This is a genomic window from Amycolatopsis sp. VC5-11, assembly GCF_037034185.1.
In the GTDB taxonomy this organism is placed as follows: Bacteria; Actinomycetota; Actinomycetes; order Mycobacteriales; family Pseudonocardiaceae; genus Amycolatopsis; species Amycolatopsis nivea.
The window spans coordinates 23010-40269 of the sequence record NZ_JBAGKF010000035.1; the positions used below are offsets into that span (position 1 = coordinate 23010).

Annotated in this window: 17 protein-coding genes; 7 read left to right on the forward strand and 10 right to left on the reverse strand. The window is 69.4% G+C overall.

Annotated features, from left to right (window positions below; all coding sequences use genetic code 11):
* Window positions 1–26: 26 nt before the first annotated feature.
* From WA670_RS44020 to WA670_RS44035, 4 genes are all read left to right on the forward strand, one after another.
* Window positions 27–854, forward strand: a complete 828-nt coding sequence (locus WA670_RS44020; RefSeq protein ID WP_037818258.1) for a dioxygenase family protein — start codon at window positions 27–29, stop codon at window positions 852–854.
* A gap of 156 nt (window positions 855–1010) precedes the next feature.
* Window positions 1011–1373 carry a YciI family protein gene (locus WA670_RS44025; RefSeq protein WP_037818257.1) on the forward strand — a complete coding sequence of 121 codons (363 nt, stop codon included), beginning with the start codon at window positions 1011–1013 and terminating at the stop codon, window positions 1371–1373.
* A complete protein-coding gene (locus tag WA670_RS44030) occupies window positions 1370–2575 on the forward strand; it encodes an RNA polymerase sigma factor (protein WP_238608447.1) in 1206 nt (401 codons plus the stop codon). The genes WA670_RS44025 and WA670_RS44030 overlap by 4 nt, the downstream gene beginning before the upstream one ends.
* On the forward strand, window positions 2575–3420 hold the full coding sequence (locus WA670_RS44035) for a hypothetical protein (RefSeq protein WP_336162116.1): 846 nt from the start codon (window positions 2575–2577) through the stop codon (window positions 3418–3420). Before WA670_RS44030 ends, WA670_RS44035 begins: the two co-directional genes overlap by 1 nt.
* A gap of 46 nt (window positions 3421–3466) precedes the next feature.
* Here the strand turns inward: WA670_RS44035 and WA670_RS44040 are convergent, their stop codons facing one another.
* Together WA670_RS44040 and WA670_RS44045 are read right to left on the reverse strand one after the other, a co-directional pair.
* The gene (locus WA670_RS44040) at window positions 3467–4354 is read right to left on the reverse strand and encodes a hypothetical protein (protein ID WP_336162117.1); all 888 of its coding nucleotides are present in this window, start codon (window positions 4352–4354) and stop codon (window positions 3467–3469) included.
* Between the two features lie 200 nt (window positions 4355–4554).
* Window positions 4555–5151, reverse strand: a complete 597-nt coding sequence (locus WA670_RS44045) for a TetR/AcrR family transcriptional regulator (protein WP_336162119.1) — start codon at window positions 5149–5151, stop codon at window positions 4555–4557.
* A gap of 72 nt (window positions 5152–5223) precedes the next feature.
* Between WA670_RS44045 and WA670_RS44050 the strand changes: the two genes are divergently transcribed.
* The gene (locus WA670_RS44050) at window positions 5224–6075 is read left to right on the forward strand and encodes an oxidoreductase (protein WP_336162121.1); all 852 of its coding nucleotides are present in this window, start codon (window positions 5224–5226) and stop codon (window positions 6073–6075) included.
* A gap of 144 nt (window positions 6076–6219) precedes the next feature.
* On the opposite strand, the gene WA670_RS44055 is transcribed toward WA670_RS44050, so the two are convergent.
* From WA670_RS44055 to WA670_RS44065, 3 genes are read right to left on the reverse strand one after another with little or no spacing between them, the layout of a single operon-like run.
* On the reverse strand, window positions 6220–8391 hold the full coding sequence (locus WA670_RS44055; RefSeq protein WP_037818253.1) for a xanthine dehydrogenase family protein molybdopterin-binding subunit: 2172 nt from the start codon (window positions 8389–8391) through the stop codon (window positions 6220–6222).
* Window positions 8388–9350 carry an FAD binding domain-containing protein gene (locus WA670_RS44060; protein WP_336162123.1) on the reverse strand — a complete coding sequence of 321 codons (963 nt, stop codon included), beginning with the start codon at window positions 9348–9350 and terminating at the stop codon, window positions 8388–8390. The genes WA670_RS44055 and WA670_RS44060 overlap by 4 nt, the downstream gene beginning before the upstream one ends.
* Window positions 9337–9789 (reverse strand): (2Fe-2S)-binding protein, encoded by a 453-nt coding sequence (locus tag WA670_RS44065; protein ID WP_037818251.1) that lies wholly within the window; start codon window positions 9787–9789, stop codon window positions 9337–9339. The genes WA670_RS44060 and WA670_RS44065 overlap by 14 nt, the downstream gene beginning before the upstream one ends.
* A gap of 232 nt (window positions 9790–10021) precedes the next feature.
* Here WA670_RS44065 and WA670_RS44070 point away from each other — a divergent pair, with 232 nt between their 5' ends.
* Entirely contained in the window at window positions 10022–10573 is a 552-nt protein-coding gene (locus tag WA670_RS44070; protein WP_134669753.1) for a TetR/AcrR family transcriptional regulator, read from the forward strand.
* Window positions 10574–10763: 190 nt separating this feature from the next.
* Here WA670_RS44070 and WA670_RS44075 read toward each other — a convergent pair whose 3' ends face one another.
* The 5 genes from WA670_RS44075 to WA670_RS44095 form a co-directional block, all read right to left on the reverse strand.
* Window positions 10764–11192: an acyl-CoA thioesterase gene (locus tag WA670_RS44075; protein ID WP_037818249.1), complete on the reverse strand. Its 429-nt coding sequence runs from the start codon at window positions 11190–11192 to the stop codon at window positions 10764–10766.
* A 10-nt stretch (window positions 11193–11202) separates the two neighbouring features.
* A complete protein-coding gene (locus WA670_RS44080; RefSeq protein WP_336162127.1) occupies window positions 11203–14178 on the reverse strand; it encodes a bifunctional [glutamine synthetase] adenylyltransferase/[glutamine synthetase]-adenylyl-L-tyrosine phosphorylase in 2976 nt (991 codons plus the stop codon).
* Window positions 14179–14208: 30 nt separating this feature from the next.
* A complete protein-coding gene (locus tag WA670_RS44085) occupies window positions 14209–15339 on the reverse strand; it encodes an inorganic phosphate transporter (protein WP_336162129.1) in 1131 nt (376 codons plus the stop codon).
* Between the two features lie 94 nt (window positions 15340–15433).
* On the reverse strand, window positions 15434–16183 hold the full coding sequence (locus WA670_RS44090; RefSeq protein ID WP_037818246.1) for a type 1 glutamine amidotransferase: 750 nt from the start codon (window positions 16181–16183) through the stop codon (window positions 15434–15436).
* Window positions 16180–16596, reverse strand: coding sequence for a rhodanese-like domain-containing protein (locus WA670_RS44095; RefSeq protein ID WP_336162131.1), 417 nt, complete (start codon window positions 16594–16596; stop codon window positions 16180–16182). Before WA670_RS44095 ends, WA670_RS44090 begins: the two co-directional genes overlap by 4 nt.
* A gap of 124 nt (window positions 16597–16720) precedes the next feature.
* Between WA670_RS44095 and WA670_RS44100 the strand changes: the two genes are divergently transcribed.
* Entirely contained in the window at window positions 16721–17158 is a 438-nt protein-coding gene (locus WA670_RS44100) for an Lrp/AsnC family transcriptional regulator (protein ID WP_336162133.1), read from the forward strand.
* Window positions 17159–17260 lie beyond the last annotated feature (102 nt).

Genomic DNA, 17260 nt, shown 5'->3' on the forward strand with positions numbered 1-17260 from the left:
TCCCGAGCCCCCACCGAGGAGCAGGCATGGACGAAGACAGAAAGTTCAGCCGCAAGGCAGTGCTGAAGGCCGCGCTGGCCGCCGGAGTCGCCGCACCGGTGGCACTCGTCGGCGGCCCCGCCTTGGCCCGCACGAATTTCGCCGGCGGGCAGAAGGTCGAGCCCACCCCGTACTGCCACGACGGCGACGAGCCGACGATCGACCAGACCGAAGGCCCGTACTTCAAGCCGAACTCCCCCGAGCGCAGCGTGCTCGTCGACGCCAACACCCCGGGCCAGCGGCTCACCGTGAGCGGCTACGTGTTCGGGCTGTCCTGCCAGCCCGTCAGCCGCGCCCTGCTGGACTTCTGGCAGGCGGACGTGAACGGCGCGTACGACAACGTCGGGTACACCTTCCGCGGCCACCAGTACACGAACGACCTCGGCGAGTTCAAGCTGACCACGATCGTGCCCGGCCTCTACCCCGGCCGGACGCGGCACATCCACGTCAAGGTGCAGGCCCCCGGGGAGCCGATCCTGACGACCCAGCTGTACTTCCCGGGCGAACCGCGGAACAACACCGACACGATCTTCGACCCGCGGCTGCTCATGACCGTCCGCGACGCCCCGAACAACGCCAAGGAGGCGGCGTTCGACTTCGTGCTCAACGTCCAGCAGACGCCGACCGGCGGGCCCTCGACGAGTCCGACGTCGCCGACCGGCCAGCCCGGCGGGACGTCCTGGACCGCGGGCAAGTCGTATACCGCCGGCACGCGCGTCACGTTCAACGGGGTCAGCTACGTGTGCCTGCAGGGCCACACCGCCCAGCAGGGCTGGGAACCGCCCAACGCGCCAGCGTTGTGGCAGAAGGGCTGATCCCCTCCCCACGAGAACGGCGGGCTCCCCCGGGCCCGCCGTTCTCCGTTCTCCGTTCTCCGGGAATTTCCGAGAAGCCCGGCACGCGCTGTCGAGTTACGGTCGAGGCGTTCGTCTTCCATTAACGAACTCGCCGGACCGGCCCTCGGAGGACACATGCTGTACCTGCTGGTGATCTACAACTGCGACCGCCCGGAACCCGGCGATCCGGCCTTCCCGGACGCGCTGGCCAGGGTGAACGCGTTCGCCGACGAATGCCGCCGGCGCGGGGCGCTCGTGTCCGAGCATCCGCTGCAAGGCGAGCACACCGCCACCACGGTCAGCGTCCGCGACGGGAAGACGCTGATCACCGACGGGCCGTTCCTGGAGACCCACGAGCATCTCGGCGGCGTCTACGTCCTGGACTGCCGCGATCTCGACGAAGCCCTCGAACTCGCCGCGCTGTGCCCGATGGCCGCGGTCGGCACCGTCGAGGTGCGCCCGGTCGCCAGCGTGCCCGGGCTGACCGGCCACGCATGACGTCGCCGCTGCTGCGGGAGGTCTATCGCGAGCACCGAGCCCGGATGCTCGCGGCGCTGGTCCGCGTCCTCGGCGACTTCGAACTCGCCGAGGACGCGCTCCAGGACGCCTGCGCGCTCGCCCTGCGCAGCTGGGGCGACAAGCCGCCGGACGACCCCATGGCGTGGCTGCTGACCGCCGCCCGCAACAGCGCGATCGACCGGCTCCGGCGCGCCCGCCGCGGCCTGGAGAAGCTCGCTCAACTCGGGGAACAGCCGGAGGTCACGGTGGATCGGTCCGAGGACAGCCTGCTCGCGATCGGCGACGAACGGCTCAGTCTCGTCTTCACCTGCTGCCACCCCGCGCTCGCCGAGGAGGCCCGCGTCGCGTTGACCCTGCAGGCGGTGGCCGGGCTGACCGCGGCGCAGATCGCGCGGACGTTCCTGGTCAGCGAGGCGACGCTGGCGCAGCGGCTGGTGCGGGCCAAACGCAAGATCCGCGACGCCGGGATCAGCCTCGCCGTACCGGCCGATCATCTGCTGCCGGAGCGGTTGTCCGGGGTCTTGGCGGTGTTGTACTTGATCTTCACCCAAGGCTACACCGCGCCGGAACACCGGGAGCTGCAACAGGAAGCGATCCGGCTGGCGAAGCTGGTCGCGACGCTCATGCCGGACGAACCCGAGGCGCTCGGCCTGGTTTCGCTGCTGCTCGTGCACGATTCGCGCACCGCCGCTCGCTACACGCCGGACGGCGACGTCGTGTTGCTCGAAGACCAGAACCGAAGCCGTTGGGACCACGGCGAAATCGCCGAAGCGATCGGTCTGCTGGACCGCGCGCTGCGCTTCGAGAATCCTGGGCCGTACCAGTTGCAGGCTGCCATTGCCGTCCAGCACGCGCAGGCTCGTTCCGCCGCGGACACCGACTGGGCGGCGATCGCCGGGCTGTATCAACGGTTGTACGAAACGAATCCGTCGCCGGTGATCGCGTTGAACCACGCCGTCGCGGTCGCCATGGCCACCAGCCCGGAAGAAGGCCTGGCACTGATCGACGGTATCGACGGCCTTGACCGGTACCACCTCATGCACGCCGCGCGCGCCGATCTGCTGCGCCGGCTCGGCCGTACCGACGAGGCGATGACCGCGTACCGGCGCGCCCACGAACTCGCTCTCAATCCAGCCGACCGGCGATTCCTCGCCAGCCGCTTGACCACCTTGGAGTCCTGATGAGACTGTCCATTCTCGACAACGGGCATCGCTTGCGCGCCAAGATGTTCATGTCGGCCACGTCGAAACAGCCGCCGGACATAGTCAAGATGCTGTTGTACCGGCCCGGCTTTTTCGCCCGGCCGTTGCTCGATGTCACCGTTCCGGCGATGCGCGGCCCGTCGTTCTGGACGGCAGGGGAACGCGAATTCCTCGCCATGTCAACGGCGTTGCTGCACGAGTGCCCGTTCTGCATCGACTCGCACGCGGAGCTGACCCGGATCGCCGGACAAGGCGAGATCGACCCGTCGCGACCGGACGCGGCGCGGCCCGAGGTGCGCACCGTTCGGGCGTTCCTGGAGACCGTCACGCTGAACCCGGACCAGATCGTGCTGCCGGATCTTCCGCCGGAGGCGATTCGCGAAGCGCTGCGGGTGAATCTGGTGTGGAACATCGTGAACCGGCTCGCGAACGCGTTCGGCTTCGTGCTTCGCGAAGGCCAACTGGAGAGCGGGACCCGTGCCTTGCACAAATTCGGGTACCGGTTCCCCGGGTTTCTGCTCGCCGGCGGTCCGAGCGGCAAGCACGAGGATCCGGTGGAGAACCTGAGGTATTCCGTTTTCATCGCACCCGCGTCAACCGACCCGGCACTGCGCAATGCGGCGGCCAGCGGCGACGGCCTGCCCGCGCCGTTGCAGCCGTTCGCGGAGAAGGTTCGCGACGCGTCTTACCGGCTCACCGACGCCGATTTCGCCGAGCTGAACACGAAATACCAGGAAGACGAGGTCTACGAGATCACCGTCGCCGCGGCCGTCGGCGCCGCGTTGCGCAGTTTCGACGCCGGGCAACGGAAACTCACCGCATAACGCGAACCGGCGGCCAGGACGCACCCGGCCGCCGGTTCGGATCCGCTCAGGGGCGGTAGAGCTCCTTGACGACGTCGATGGTGTCGTTCTTGTCGACGTGGATCTCGGCGTACAGCGGCTTCGCGCTGGTCAGCGCGTCCATCAGGGCCTGCTCGGTGCACGGGTTCGTGCCGCGGCCCTGCGGGTCGAGGGCGACCTCGCCGCCCGGGCACAGTTCGGCCGCGCCGAAGACCTGCGCGGTCTTGCTCACCGGGAGCCGGTAGGTCTTGGCGTCGGCCGGGACGAACTGGCCGTTGTCCGGGCCGCCCTTCTTCCAGGTGACCAGCTGGAACTGGGCCATGTTCACCGATCGGTCGAACCCGGCGAACTGCACGGTCTGCGTCGTGTTCGGGAAGCGGCGCGTCGGGGCGGCGGGCTGCTGGCCGCCGGTGCCGCCGGTCGGCGCGGTCTTGATCATGAACTCGGTGCCGCCGTCCTTGCCGCAGTTCACGACGCCCTGGGCGAATTCCTCTTCCGCGCCCAAGGCGCAGTCCCAGTGCCCTTCAATGCCGAGAACCCGGTGGCCGGGGCCTTCACCCTGCGACGGCGCCAATTCGTAGTATTTCGTCATCACATTGAATGCTTCGGTGCAGCCGGGAATGGTTCCGTTCGCGCTTTGCACCGCGATCAGATCCATTTGCTTGCCGCCGGCCGGGCCGACCTGCCCGCCGTGCTTGCTGCAGTTGACATCGCCGTTCGACGTGGCCGCGGTGCCCGCCGCACCGGCGGAACCGCCCTGCGGGCTCTGCTTGACCGCCGCCGCATCGGAAACGCTCTTCGCCGCGGAACCATTTCCGTCGACATTGTTTCCGCTGCACGCGGAAAGCAACGCGGTCGCGGCGACCGCCCCGCCGACCATGACCAGCTTCATCGACTTCATCGCGGTGAATCCCATTTCGTGCTCCCCGTGTCTTTTGGCGAATCTCTGCCCACAAAGACGTGAAGCACCGAATGACGTTGCCTCGAAGTTCCGCGGAGAGCCATCGTTGCCCCAATGTCGCGCCCGCCTGGTCCGTGCGGGCACGACCGCGAAGGGCGTCGCAACCCTCTAGTACACGTCGGTTTCCGATGTGCCCCCCGCCGAGCGGCCAGGCGCTAGGCCGGGATGCCGAGCGCCGCCAGCCACACCCGGGTCAGCGTCGCGGCCGCGTCGTCCAGCGAGTTATCCGCGATAAACGCCTGGTAGAAGACGCGTTCGGTCATCCAGACCAATGCCGCGGCGACCTCCGCCGCGGTTCCGGACGGGAGTCCGGCGCGTTCGGCGACGCCTGCCATGGTGTCGGCGAGCGCGACCACCGCGGAGCGCCACGCCTGGTCGATCGCCGGCACTGACGGGGAGAGTTCGACCGCCGTGCGCATCACCGTGCCGTGCTCACGCCACATCCGCGCGGTCTGCTCGAGCCCTTGCCGGACCGCGTCGCCGGGAGCCGCGGCGGCCGCGTCCACCGCGTCGACCTCGGCGCGCAGCTTGGCCACCGTCCGCTCGACCAGGGCGGCGAGCACCTCGTTCTTGGACCCGAAGTAGAAGTAGAGCGCGCCCCGGGTGATCCCGGCTTCCTGCGCGATCGTGGCGACGGTCATGCACGCCCCGCCCGTCTCGTTCAGCTGCTGCTCCGCCGCGTCGAGAATCGCGCGTTCGCGCAGGTCTCCCTTGGTCGGAGCCGTCCGGCGGCGGGTGCTTCGCTCTTCCACCTGCACGTTCTATCACGCCGACTATTTTTGACGCTGTGAAGATTTTTCTCGACGCGGTGTAGAGTTTGCCGCATGACCAAGCTCTTCCTGATCACCGGCGCCAGCTCAGGCCTCGGCCGGGCGTTCGCCGAGGCCGCGCTCGAAGCCGGCCACACCGTCGTCGGCACCGTCCGCAAGCAGGCCGACGCCGAGGAGTTCGAGCAGCTCCGGCCGGGGAAATCCCTCGCGCGCATCCTCGACGTCACCGATGACGAGGCGGTGTTCCGGACCGTCGACGAGATCGAGGCCGAGGTAGGGCCGATCGACGTCGCCATCGCCAACGCCGGGTACGGCCACGAGGGCGTCTTCGAAGAGTCGACGATGGCTGAGCTGCGCGCGCAGTTCGAGGTGAACGTGTTCGGCGTCGTCGCGACGGTGAAGGCGGTGCTGCCGTACCTGCGGCAACGGCGGCGCGGGCACATCCTCGGCGTGACGTCGATGGCCGGGCTGATCACCGTGCCGGGCACGTCGTTCTACCAAGGCAGCAAGTACGCCGTCGAGGGCATTCTCGAAACGGTGGGCAAGGAAGTCGCGCCGTTCGGCGTGCACGTCACCGCGATCGCGCCGGGATCGTTCCGCACCGATTGGGCCGGCCGGTCGATGGTCCGCACCGACCGCTCGGTGCCGGACTACGACCAGGTGATGAACCCGATCCGCGACCACCGCCTCGCGGCCAGCGGCAAACAACTCGGCAACCCTCAGAAGGCCGCGGAAGCGGTGCTGCACATCCTCGGCGTGCCGAACCCGCCCGCGCACCTGGTCCTCGGCTCCGACGCCCTCCGCATCATCGCGAACGGCCGCGCGGCGGTCGACAAGGAGATCTCGGAATGGGCGGAGCTGAGCCGGTCCACGGACTTTCCGGACGGGGCTCAACTGCCTGGCTGAGCAGCGGTGAACGTCCGCGAGGGGAACCGCGGAAAAGGCGCAACCGCACTGCGGCGCACTCCCCGACGACCCGCGAAACCGCCGAGTCCGAGCCGCCGGTTAAGCCGGAAGGGGGCACCCGCACCCGGACGCCCCCCTCCTCGGTCACTCCACCAGCAGATCCTCGATCATGATCGGAATGCTCCGCACCCGGATCCCGGTCGCGTTGCACACCGCGTTCGCCACCGCGGCCGCCATGCCCACCGCGCCGATCTCGCCGACACCACGGGCTCCGACCGCGTTGTGCAGCGTGTCCGGGTACTCGACGAACTGCACGTCGATCTCCGGGATGTCGGCGTTGACCGGCAGCAGGTAGCTCGCGAAGTCCGCGTTCGCCGGACGTCCGCTCGGCTCCGTTTCCAGCCCCTCGTGCAGGGCCGCCGAAACGCCCCAGATCATGCCGCCGGACAGCTGGCTCCGCGCCTGCGTCGGGTTGATGATCCGGCCGCCGTCGAAGACGCCCAGCATCCTCGACACCCGGACCTCTCGGGTCAGCCGGTGCACCCGGACCTCGCAGAACTGCGCGCCGAACGAGCTGAACGAGTGCTTCGTCATCTCCTCGCCCGGAGCCGAGGAACCCCTGGCGGACAAGGATTCCCGGCCGATCGCGCGCAGCAGTTCGCCGAACGGCATGGTGCCGTTGTTGCCGTGCAGCAGCCCCTCGGCATACGTGACGACCTCGCCCTCGAACGGCGCGCCCGGCTCGGCGGCGAGCGCCACCAGTTCGTCGAGCAGTTCGGTGGCCGCGAGCATGATCGCGGTGCCGGTGCTCGCCGTGGCGGTCGAGCCGCCGGACATGCCGCCCGGCGCGAACCGGGAGTCGCCCAAGTGCGGGGTGACGCGTTCCGGGTCGATGTCGAGGGATTCGGCCCCGATCGTGGCCAGCACGGTGAGCAGCCCGGTGCCCGGGTCGGCCCCGCCGGTGGACACGTCCGCGGTCCCGTCCGCGTTGAGCACGATCTCGACCGTCGCCGGGAAGCGCAGCCCCGGGAACATCGCGGTCGCCGTGCCCATGCCGACGAGCCAGTCCCCGTCGACGTGCCCGCGCGGCGACCGGTTCGCCCAGCCGAACCGCTGCGCCCCGACCTCGTAGCACTCGTCGAGATGCTTGCTCGACCACTGCAGATCGACGCCGGGAGGAGCCAGCGAACTGTTGCGCTTCCGCAGTTCGATCGGATCCATCTCCAGCGCGATCGCGAGTTCGTCGATCGCGCTTTCGAGCGCGAACGAACCCGACGCCTCCCCGGGCGCGCGCATGAACGTGCCCGGCGGGATGTGCAGCGGCACCATTTTCTGGCTGATCGACAGGTTCTGCGTCGAGTACCACTCGCGCGAGGTGCCGTGCGACGTCGGCTCCACGAAGGACCGGCTCATCGAGGTGGCCGACCAGGAGTCGTGCTGCACCGCGATCAGCGTGCCGTCGCGGTCCGCGCCCAGTGCGATCTTCTGCACCGTGGCCGGCCGGTTCGCCGTCGCCGTGAACACCTGCTCACGGGTGAGCGCGCACTTCACCGGACGGTCGAGCGCCTTGGCGGCGGCCGCGGCCAGCATCCCCGGAGCCGAGGTGCCCGCCTTGCCGCCGAACGCGCCGCCCACGTACGGGTTCACCGCGTGCACGGCCGACGGTTCGATGCCGAGCACCCCGGCCATTTCCATGGCCTGCAGGTAACTGGCCTGGTTTCCGCTGTAAAGGGTGAGCTCGCCGCCGTCCCACTTCGCGACCGCCGAATGCGGCTCCATCGCGGCGTGGTTCTGCGTCGCGGTGCGGTAGGTCTCCGAAACGACGACCGCGCTCTCCGCCAGTGCGTCCGCGATGGACTCGACCCCGTCGGCGAGCACCTCGATCGACGGCGCGCTGCCCCGGCTTTCCGGTGCGTCCTCCGCGGTCGCGAGCCCGTCCTCCATCGACGTCAGCGCGGGCTTCTCCTGGTAGGAGACCTCGATCAGCCCCGCCGCGTCCCGTGCCTGTTCGAACGTCTCCGCGACGACCAGCCCGATCGGCTGCCCGTAGAACACCACGTCCCGGTCCTGCAGCGGGAGCCACAGATCGCCCATCAGCTGCGACTTGAACGGGTGCAGCTCGAGCGGGTCGAACGGGCTGTAGACGCTCACGACCCCGGGCGCGCTCTTCGCCGCGGTGACGTCCATCGCGGTGATCTCGCCGTGCGCGATCGTGCTGAGCACGATGTACCCGTACAGCATGCCCGGGAACGTGCGGTCCAGCGCGTAATCGGCCTGGCCGGTGACTTTCCGCGGACCGTCCAGCCGCGCACTCATGCCCGGCTCCCTTCGGTCAGTTCGAGCAGCGCGCGGACGATCGTCCGCTTCAGCAGCGAAGGTTTGAACACGTTGCCGGACAACGGCTTTGCCCCCTCGACGGCCACCGCGGCGGCAGCGGCGAAGGCTTCCTCGGTCAGCTCCGCGCCGCGCAGCGCCTCTTCCACGGCGGGCAGCCGCCACGGAACCGTCCCGACTCCGCCCGCCGCCACGCGGGCGTCGGCGATCTTCCCGTCGCGCACGTCGAGCGCGACCGCCGCCGAGCACAGCGCGAACTCGTACGACTGCCGGTCGCGGATCTTGACGTACGTCGAGTTCGCCGCCCAGTCGAGCCGCGGCACGCGCACCTCGGTGATCAGCTCGCCCGGACGCAGGTCGTGCTCGATCTCCGGGGTTTCGCCCGGCTGCCGGTAGAACTCGGTCAGCGGGACCGTCCGGGTGCCCTCGGCACCGGCCAGCACGACCTCCGCGTCGAGCGCGACCAGCGCGACCGCGACATCGCTGGCGTGGGTGGCCACGCAGGAATCACTGGTGCCGAAGATCGCGTGCATCCGGTTGACGCCGGAAATCGCCGAACAGCCACTGCCCGGTGTACGCCGGTTGCACGGCATCGCGACGTCCCGGAAGTACGAGCACCGGGTGCGCTGCATCAGGTTTCCGCCGATGCTGGCCATGTTCCGCAGCTGCTGCGACGCGCTGAGCAACAGCGCGCGCGAGATCGCCGGGTACACGCCGGGATGCGCGGCGATGTCGCCCATCCGCTCCAGCGCGCCGAAGCGCAGGCCGTCCGCGGTGTCGATGCCCCGCAGCGGAAGGTCGTTGATGTCCAGCACCTGCTGCGGGGTGAGAACGTCGAGCTTCATCAGGTCGACCAGGGTGGTGCCGCCCGCGAGATAGGTGCCCGCGCTGCCCAGCGCGTCCTCGACGGTGGCGGGTGCGGTGAGCTCAAACGGTCGCATCGGCCTGCCTCGCCTGCTCCACGGCGCGCACGATGTTCGGGTACGCCGAACAACGGCACAGATTTCCGGACATGAACTCGCGGACGTCGGACACGTCGTCGCGCACCGCGGCGACCGCCGACATCACCTGCCCGGACGTGCAGAACCCGCACTGCAGCGCGTCCTGGTCCACGAACGCCTGCTGCACCGGGTGCAGTTCGTCCTCGGCGGACAGTCCTTCGACGGTGGTGACGGGACCGCGCACGGCGGCCGCGAGCGTGAGGCAGGACAGCACCGGCTTGCCGTCGACGTGCACGGTGCAGGCGCCGCACTGACCGCGGTCGCAGCCCTTCTTCGGGCCGGTGATGCCGAGCCGCTCGCGCAGCGCGTCCAGGAGGGTCACTCCCGGATCGACGCCGAGCTCCTCGGTTGTTCCATTGACTTCAAGGGAAATGTCCACAGTAGGGTTCGCTTTCCCGCAGCCCGTCCGCGGCGGACGTCCTGCGGCGTGATGGTGGTGGTGACGGCCCTTCGGGAACGCGAGCCGCCGGAGGTTAAACCGGATATTCATCCGCTTGGCTCGCTTTGACCGAGGCTAGCGGATTAGAATCCGCTACGCAACGAAGTGGAGCTACTCCAGGTGACGCTGGAGCAGCTCCAGGTCAGGCAAGCGAAGCACCCCGGGAGGCGCGATGCCGGTGAGCCCGCGGCGGGCGGACACCCGGCGCAACCACGAACGGATCCTCGCGGTCGCGGCGGAAACCGTGAGCCGGGCAGGAGAAGTGTCGTTCAACGCGGTCGCCAAGGAGGCGGGCGTCGGCGTCGGCACGGTGTACCGGCACTTCCCCACGCCGGAGTCGCTGGTGCTGGCCGTCTACGAACGCGAGGTGAACCAGCTCGTCGAAATCGTGCCCGAATTGCTCGCCGAGTATTCCCCCGATCAGGCGCTGCGCGTCTGGATCGTGGACCACCTGGCGCACTACATGATGACGAAACGCGGGCTGGCCAACGCGTTGCGCGCGTCGCAGAGCGAACTGCCGACGCAGGCGTACGCGCGGATGCTCGACGCGCTCGACACCCTGCGCGAGGCGAACGCGGAGGCGGGCACGATCCGCCCGGACCTGAAGACGGAAACCCTGATGCGCGGCCTCGGCGGGCTGTTTTTCCTTACCCCGGAAGGAGATTGGAAGGCCGAGACGGAGGGGGTGGTGGACCTGGTGTGGCACGGGATGCGGCTGGACTGACCCCGGCGTCAAGCCGCGGTGAGGGTTTAGACGATGGTCCTCGCGCTGGCTTTCGGGTATGCCGTCGGACCGTCACCGCGAATTCCGGGGCATCGGCCTCGCGGTCGGCCGGATTCATGCCGATCAGGGCGGCGAGTGGCCCGCGCGCCGCTCCCACGCCAGCGGTCTCGAAAGTCTGGGCCAGGCGCGCTCACTCCGAAGTGGACAGCACCTTCAGGTCGACCCCGGCCCGCTCGAAATGCCCCCGCGGATCCGGCACCAGCTTGCGCTTCTCCAGATCCATCAACCCCAGCGTGCACTTGATCTCGGCCGACAGCGTCCCGTCCAGCTTGACGATGCGCGAGGTCATCCAGAACACCTTGCCGTCGCCGAACGAGGCGTCGCAGGTCACGTCCACCACGTCGCCGGCGCGCAGTTCCCGCCGGTACACGATGTTCGATTCGAGCAGCACCGGCGCGAGATGCGATTCGTGCAGGGTGTTGCCGCCTGCCGCCTCGAAGACTTCCAGCCGCGAAACCTCGCCGTACGAGTGGTAGACGGCGTGGTTCAGGTGGCCCAGCGTGTCGAGTTCGTAGTGGCGCACCTTGATCCGGGTGCGGAACGGTTCGCGGTCGGTCACGAGGTCCAGGCTAGTTGTCGTAGAAGAGTTCCTCGACCACGGCGTGCGCGTGCCGCGTCACACGGCGGTAGGCGTCGAGGAACTCGCCGGGATCGTCGTCCACCGAGTAGCCGAACACGCGCGCCACCGCGGCCAGGTCGCGGCCGGTGCCGGGCACCTCGTCCGCTGCCTTGCCGCGCACCAGCATCGTCGCGTTGCGCACGCGCGTGGCCAGCAGCCAGGCCTCGCGCAACGAGTCCACCGCCTCGGCCGACGCGAGGCCTGCCTCGGCCAAGGCGGTCAGCGCGTCGAGGGTCGACGTCGTCCGCAGGCCAGGCACCTCGTGCGCGTGCTGCAACTGCAGAAGCTGGACGGTCCACTCGACGTCGGCGAGACCGCCGCGGCCGAGTTTGGTGTGCCGGGTCGGGTCGGCGCCACGCGGGAGCCGTTCGGTCTCCACCCGCGCCTTGATCCGCCGGATCTCGCGCGCGTCCGTCGGGTCGAGGCCGCCTTCCGGATAGCGCAACGGGTCGATCATCTCGATGAACCGCTGGCCGAGCTCCTCGTCCCCGGCGACGAACCGGGCCCGCAGCAACGCCTGCGATTCCCACACCTCGCCCCAGCGCTGGTAGTACGCGCGGTACGACTCCAGCGTCCGCACGAGCGGCCCGCTGCGTCCTTCCGGCCGGAGATCCGCGTCGACGACCAGCGCCGGGTCCGCGCTTGGCGCGCCGAGGATCTTCCGCACCGTTTCCGCGACCGACGAGGCGAACCGCAGCGCTTCGGCGTCCGGAACCCCTTCCGCGGGCTCGCAGACGAAGAGCACGTCGGCGTCCGAGCCGTAGCCCAGTTCCGCCCCGCCGAGCCGTCCCATGCCGATGACCGCGATCGTCGCCGGAGTGCGCCCCAGCTCAGCCTGCCGTTGCCGGTAAGCCGCCGACAGCGCTCCCTGCAGCACCGCGACCCACACGCTCGACAGCGCTTCGCAGACCGACGGAACATCCAGCAGTCCCAACAAATCCGCGCACGCGACGCGAAGCAACTCATGCCGACGCAGCGACCGAGCAGCGGTGACCGCCGCGCTTAGCCCCGGCTGACGGCGTACGGCGGCCCGAAGCGACGTCGCCACTTCGGCGGGCGTACGTCCGGTCAACCGAGCCGGATCTCCCAGCAACTGCAGCACTTCCGGCGCGCGGACGAGCAGGTCCGGAACCAGGTTCGACGTGCCGAGCAGGAAAGCGAGCCGCTCGACGACAGTGCCCTCGTCACGCAGCACCCGCAGGTACCACGGCGTGTCCTGAAGCGCCTCGGACACCTTGCGATACGAGAGCAGCCCACCGTCCGGATCCGGCGTGTCAGCGAGGCAATCGAGCAACACCGGAAGCAGCGCCTGCTGAATCGCCGCGCGCCGCGACACCCCGGCGGTCAACGCCTTGATGTGCTGCAACGCCCCTTCCGGCGCGGCATACCCGAGCGCGGCGAGGCGGCTCGCAGCCTGTTTCGTGGTGAGCCGCAACGCTTCCGTCGGCACATTCGCCACCGACTGCAGCAGCGGACGGTAGAAGACCTTCTCGTGCAGCCGCCGAATCCCCTGCGCGTGCCGGCGGAACTCGGCGAGCAACGCCTCGCCCTGACTGCGTCCGCGCACCGGCCGAATCCCGCAGGCACGGGCGAGAATCCGCAGCTCATCGGTGTCCGACGCGGCCGGGAACAGGTGCGTCCGCCGCAACCGGCGCAACTGCAGCCGGTGCTCGACGGTGCGCAGGAACTCGTACGACGAGCTCATCTCCGCCGCGTCCGCGCGGCCGACGTACCCGCCGTCGCCCAGCGCGGCCAATGCGTCCAAAGTGGACGATGAACGCAGCGCGGGATCGACCCGGCCGTGCACGAGCTGCAGCAGCTGCACGGCGAACTCGACGTCGCGCAGGCCGCCGCGGCCCAGCTTCAGCTCGCGTTCGAGATGCTCCGACGCGACGTGGTCCTCCACCCGCCGGCGCATCTGCTGGACCTCGGTCACGAAGTTCTCGCGGTCCGCGGCCGACCACACCATCGGCGCGACCATCTCCGCGTACTGGCGGCCCAGTTCGGCGTCGCCCGCCACCGGACGCGCCTTCAGCAAAGCCTGGAACTCCCAGGTCTTCGCCCACTTCTGGTAGTACGCGGTGTGCCCTTCGAGCGTGCGCACCAGCGCCCCGCTCTTGCCTTCCGGCCGCAACGCCGCGTCGACCTCGAAGCACGCGTTGCCGACCAGCCGCATCATCGTGCTGGCCAGCCGGGTCGCGACGCCGAGGTCGCCGGCCCCGACGAAGATGACGTCGACGTCGCTCACGTAGTTCAGCTCACGGCCGCCGGTCTTGCCCATCGCGATCACTGCGAGCGTGCCGTCGGCGGACGCGCCGACCTCCTGCTCGGCGACGACGAGCCCGGCCTGCAACGAAGCCTCGGCGAGAGTAGTCAGCTCGCTGGCCACGTCCCGGAACTCCGGATGTTCCAACCCGGGTTCGACGAGGTGGCCGAGGTCAGCCGCGGCGATGCCTAGCAGCAGCCCGCGGTAACCGGCTCGCAGCTCGGATTCGGCGGCGGTCCCGGTGAGGTACGTCCCGTCGTCCTGGCGGACCCGCTCGAGCAGCCGCTCCGCGAACTTCGCCGGGTCGGTGCACCGGTTGTCCGCGAGACACCGCCACTCCCCCGGATTGGCGACGAGGAAATCCGCCAATGCGGTGGAGGTGCCGAGCACGCCCAGCAGCCGACCGCGGAACGTGCGGTTCTCGCGGAGCGTGCTGTCCAGCTCAGGCCAGCCGGGTTCGTCGGCCTCGCGAATGCGGTCGAGCCCGGCCAGCGCGAGATCCGGATCCGCGGCACGGGAGAGGGCGAGGAGGACGTCGGTGGCGCCGTCGGCGGGTCCGCCTTCGGTCCACCAGCCCGCGGCGCGCAGTTGACCGTCGGCCCGGGTGTCAGTGAAGCCGTACCTGGCCGCCGAAGCTGTGGTCCGCGCGCGCTCTGCCATCGCTCACACCGTAGCCGGACCCGGGGCGGTTCAGGCAGCCAGGCGGTCCGGTTCGGTGTCGACAGCGGAGGGTTCGGGGACCCGGAAGCTGTGTGCGGTGACGGGTTTGCGGCGGGAAAGGAGGTAAATCCCGGCCGCGAAGAGAATCCCGGCGACGCCGACCGCGATCGTCCCGGCCTCGCCGAGCGAGGCGATCTTGCCCGCCGCCGCGCCGACGATCGCCGCCGCGGGCAGCGTGAACAGCCACGCGAGCACCATCCGGCCCGCCATCCGCCAGCGCACCGGAGCCTCGCGCCTGCCGACGCCGGAGCCGATGATTCCGCCCGAGCAGACGTGCGTGGTCGACAGCGGGAAACCGAGGTGCGAGGACAGCAGGATCACGACAGCGCTGCTGGTCTGCGCGGAAAAGCCCTGCGGGCCTTCGATGTCGGTGAGGCCCTTGCCGAGAGTGTGGGTGATGCGCCAGCCGCCGAGGTACGTACCGAGCGCGAGCGCGGACGCCGCGCTGATGATCACCCACACGGGCGGCGCGGACCCGGCGGGGAGGCTGCCGGCCGCTACGAGCGTCAGGGTGATGACACCCATGGTTTTCTGCGCGTCGTTGGTGCCGTGCGCGAGCGAGACCAGCGACGCGGAGACGATCTGTCCGACCCGGAAACCCCGGCCGCCGCGCTTGCGCACCAGGAACCGGTAGACGAAGTACGTGACCGCGGCCGCCGCCACGCCCGCGATGATCGGCGACGCCGCGGCCGGGACGAGCACCTTGTCCACGATCTTGCCGAAGTGGACGGAGTCCGCGCCCGCGGACACCCAGGTCGCGCCGATCAAGCCGCCGAACAGCGCGTGCGACGAACTCGACGGCAGGCCGACGTACCAGGTGAAGAGGTTCCAGACGATCGCCCCGATGAGCCCGCCGAACACGATGGCGGGCCCGATCCTCGTCTCGTCGACGAGACCGCTGGAAATCGTTTTCGCGACCTCGACCGACAGGAACGCGCCGGCCAGGTTCAGCACCGCGGAGATCGCGACGGCGACGCGGGGCCGGAGTGCTCCGGTGGCGATCGAGGTCGCCATCGCGTTCGCCGTGTCGTGGAAGCCGTTGGTGAAATCGAAAACCAGCGCCGTGCAGATCACGACGACAACGAGCAGCGAGGGGTCCACCCCGACCTCCGAACCCTACGGAAATACCTCTCGCAAGGTACCTGACCGTTTGGGTGAACCGTTAACTCGCCGTAAGTGATTCCGACGTCATCCGTTAAGCGAGCGGCAACTGGCGTTGACTTTCCGGAGCCGCCTCCAGCCGACCGGCGGCCAACTGGACGAACCGGTGCGCGAACGGACGCCACGTCTCGGCGATGTCCGCGTGCGCTGAGATCAGGCTCTCCTCCTCCAGCGCGCCCGGACGGGTGAGTTCCGCCATTTCCGGTGCCGCCTCGGCCCAGGCGCGGACGACGTCCGGCGTGGTCTCGATGTGGAACTGGACACCGTAGACACAACGGTTCATCCGGTACGCCTGGTGCGGGTACTTCGGAGTGGACGCGAGCAGCTCGGCGCTCTGCGGCAGGACGGTGATGACGTCGCCGTGGAATTGCAGGACGTCCGGGAGGAAGGGCATGTCCGCGAAGAGCGGATCGACCCACGCGGCGTCCTTCTTGGACACGAGCCCCGGCCCGACCTCGGGACCGGACTCGCCCTTCGCGACCTGCCCGCCGGTCGCGACGGCGAGCAGCTGCGAACCGAGACAGATCCCGAGCGTCGGCAAGGCATGCCCCGCCGCGGTGGCGAGCAGCTTCCGGACGTCGGCGAGCCAGGGGTGCTTCGCGTCGTCGAGCGCGCCCATGCCGCCGCCGAGACAGATCAACCCGTCGTACCCGTCGAGGCTCGAGGGCAACTCCTGCTCCGGCGGCAGCCGCACGTCGAGTTCCGCGCCGGCCTCGGTGAGCCACTCCCCGAGCGGGCCGATGGGGTCGCTGGCGTCGGGCTGGATGATGAGCAGACGAGTCACGGCGTCCAGGGTACGGGCTGTCCGGCCTCCGTCGGATAGCCGTGGGCGAGCCAGGTCGTGATGCCGCCGGAGAGCCGTTTCACGGTGAAGCCGAGCTGCGCGAGCCGGTACGCGCCCTGGGTGGCGGCGTTGCAGTAGATGCTCTCGCAGTAGCAGACGTAGACGAGATTCCGGTCGAGGTCACGGGTGCTTTCCTCGGTCATTTCCCGGTACGGCAAGCAGATCGCGCCCGGCAGGTGAGCTTCGGCGTATGCGCCCGGGCTGCGGGTTTCGACGAGGACGTAACCGTCGGTGCGTCCGTCGGCGAGGTCCTGGGCGAGGTCGACCGGATCGACCTCGAAGGCGAGCTCACGCCCGAAGTACTCGACGGCGTTGGCGGCTTCGCGGGGAAGGGAGAGGATGCGCGGTTTCACACTGGTGATCCTCCCGTTCCGGTCCTGGTCCGGGACAGGGGAAGATCCAGGTGTTCCGCCGTGCTCACCAGGGTTTTCCGGGTCTGGACGGCAGTTGGCCTTGAGTTTCTGAGAGGGTGCCGCGATGGACCTGGACGACGTTGACCGGCAGCTGCTGGAGCTGCTCCAGTCCGACGGCCGCCTGACGTTCTCGGAACTCGGCCGCCGGGTCTCGCTGTCCGCCCCCGCCGTGACGGAACGAGTGCGCCGGCTGGAACAGCGCGGGGTGATCACCGGCTACGCGGCACGTGTCGATCCGGAGAAACTGGGCCGCCCCGTCCAGGCAATCGTCCGGGTTCGCGTCCGGAGCCTGGACGGCCCGCGCTTCCGCGAGACGATCCTTCCGCTACCGGAGATCACGGACGCCGATCACGTCACCGGTGACGAGTGCTGGCAGCTCCGCGTGCACTGCCGCACGACGGCCGAGCTGGAGCGTTTTGTGGAACAGGCCCAGCGCTACGGCGAGACGACGACCTCGCTGGTGTTCTCGTCTCCCGTCCGAGGCCGCGGGCTACCGCTGTGACCCGGACATGACAAAGGCCCGGTTCCCTGTGTGGGGTTCCGGGCCTCGTACTTGTCCGTGAACATGAGTCTGGGCCCCGGGAGAACCCTGTTTCGGGTTCTC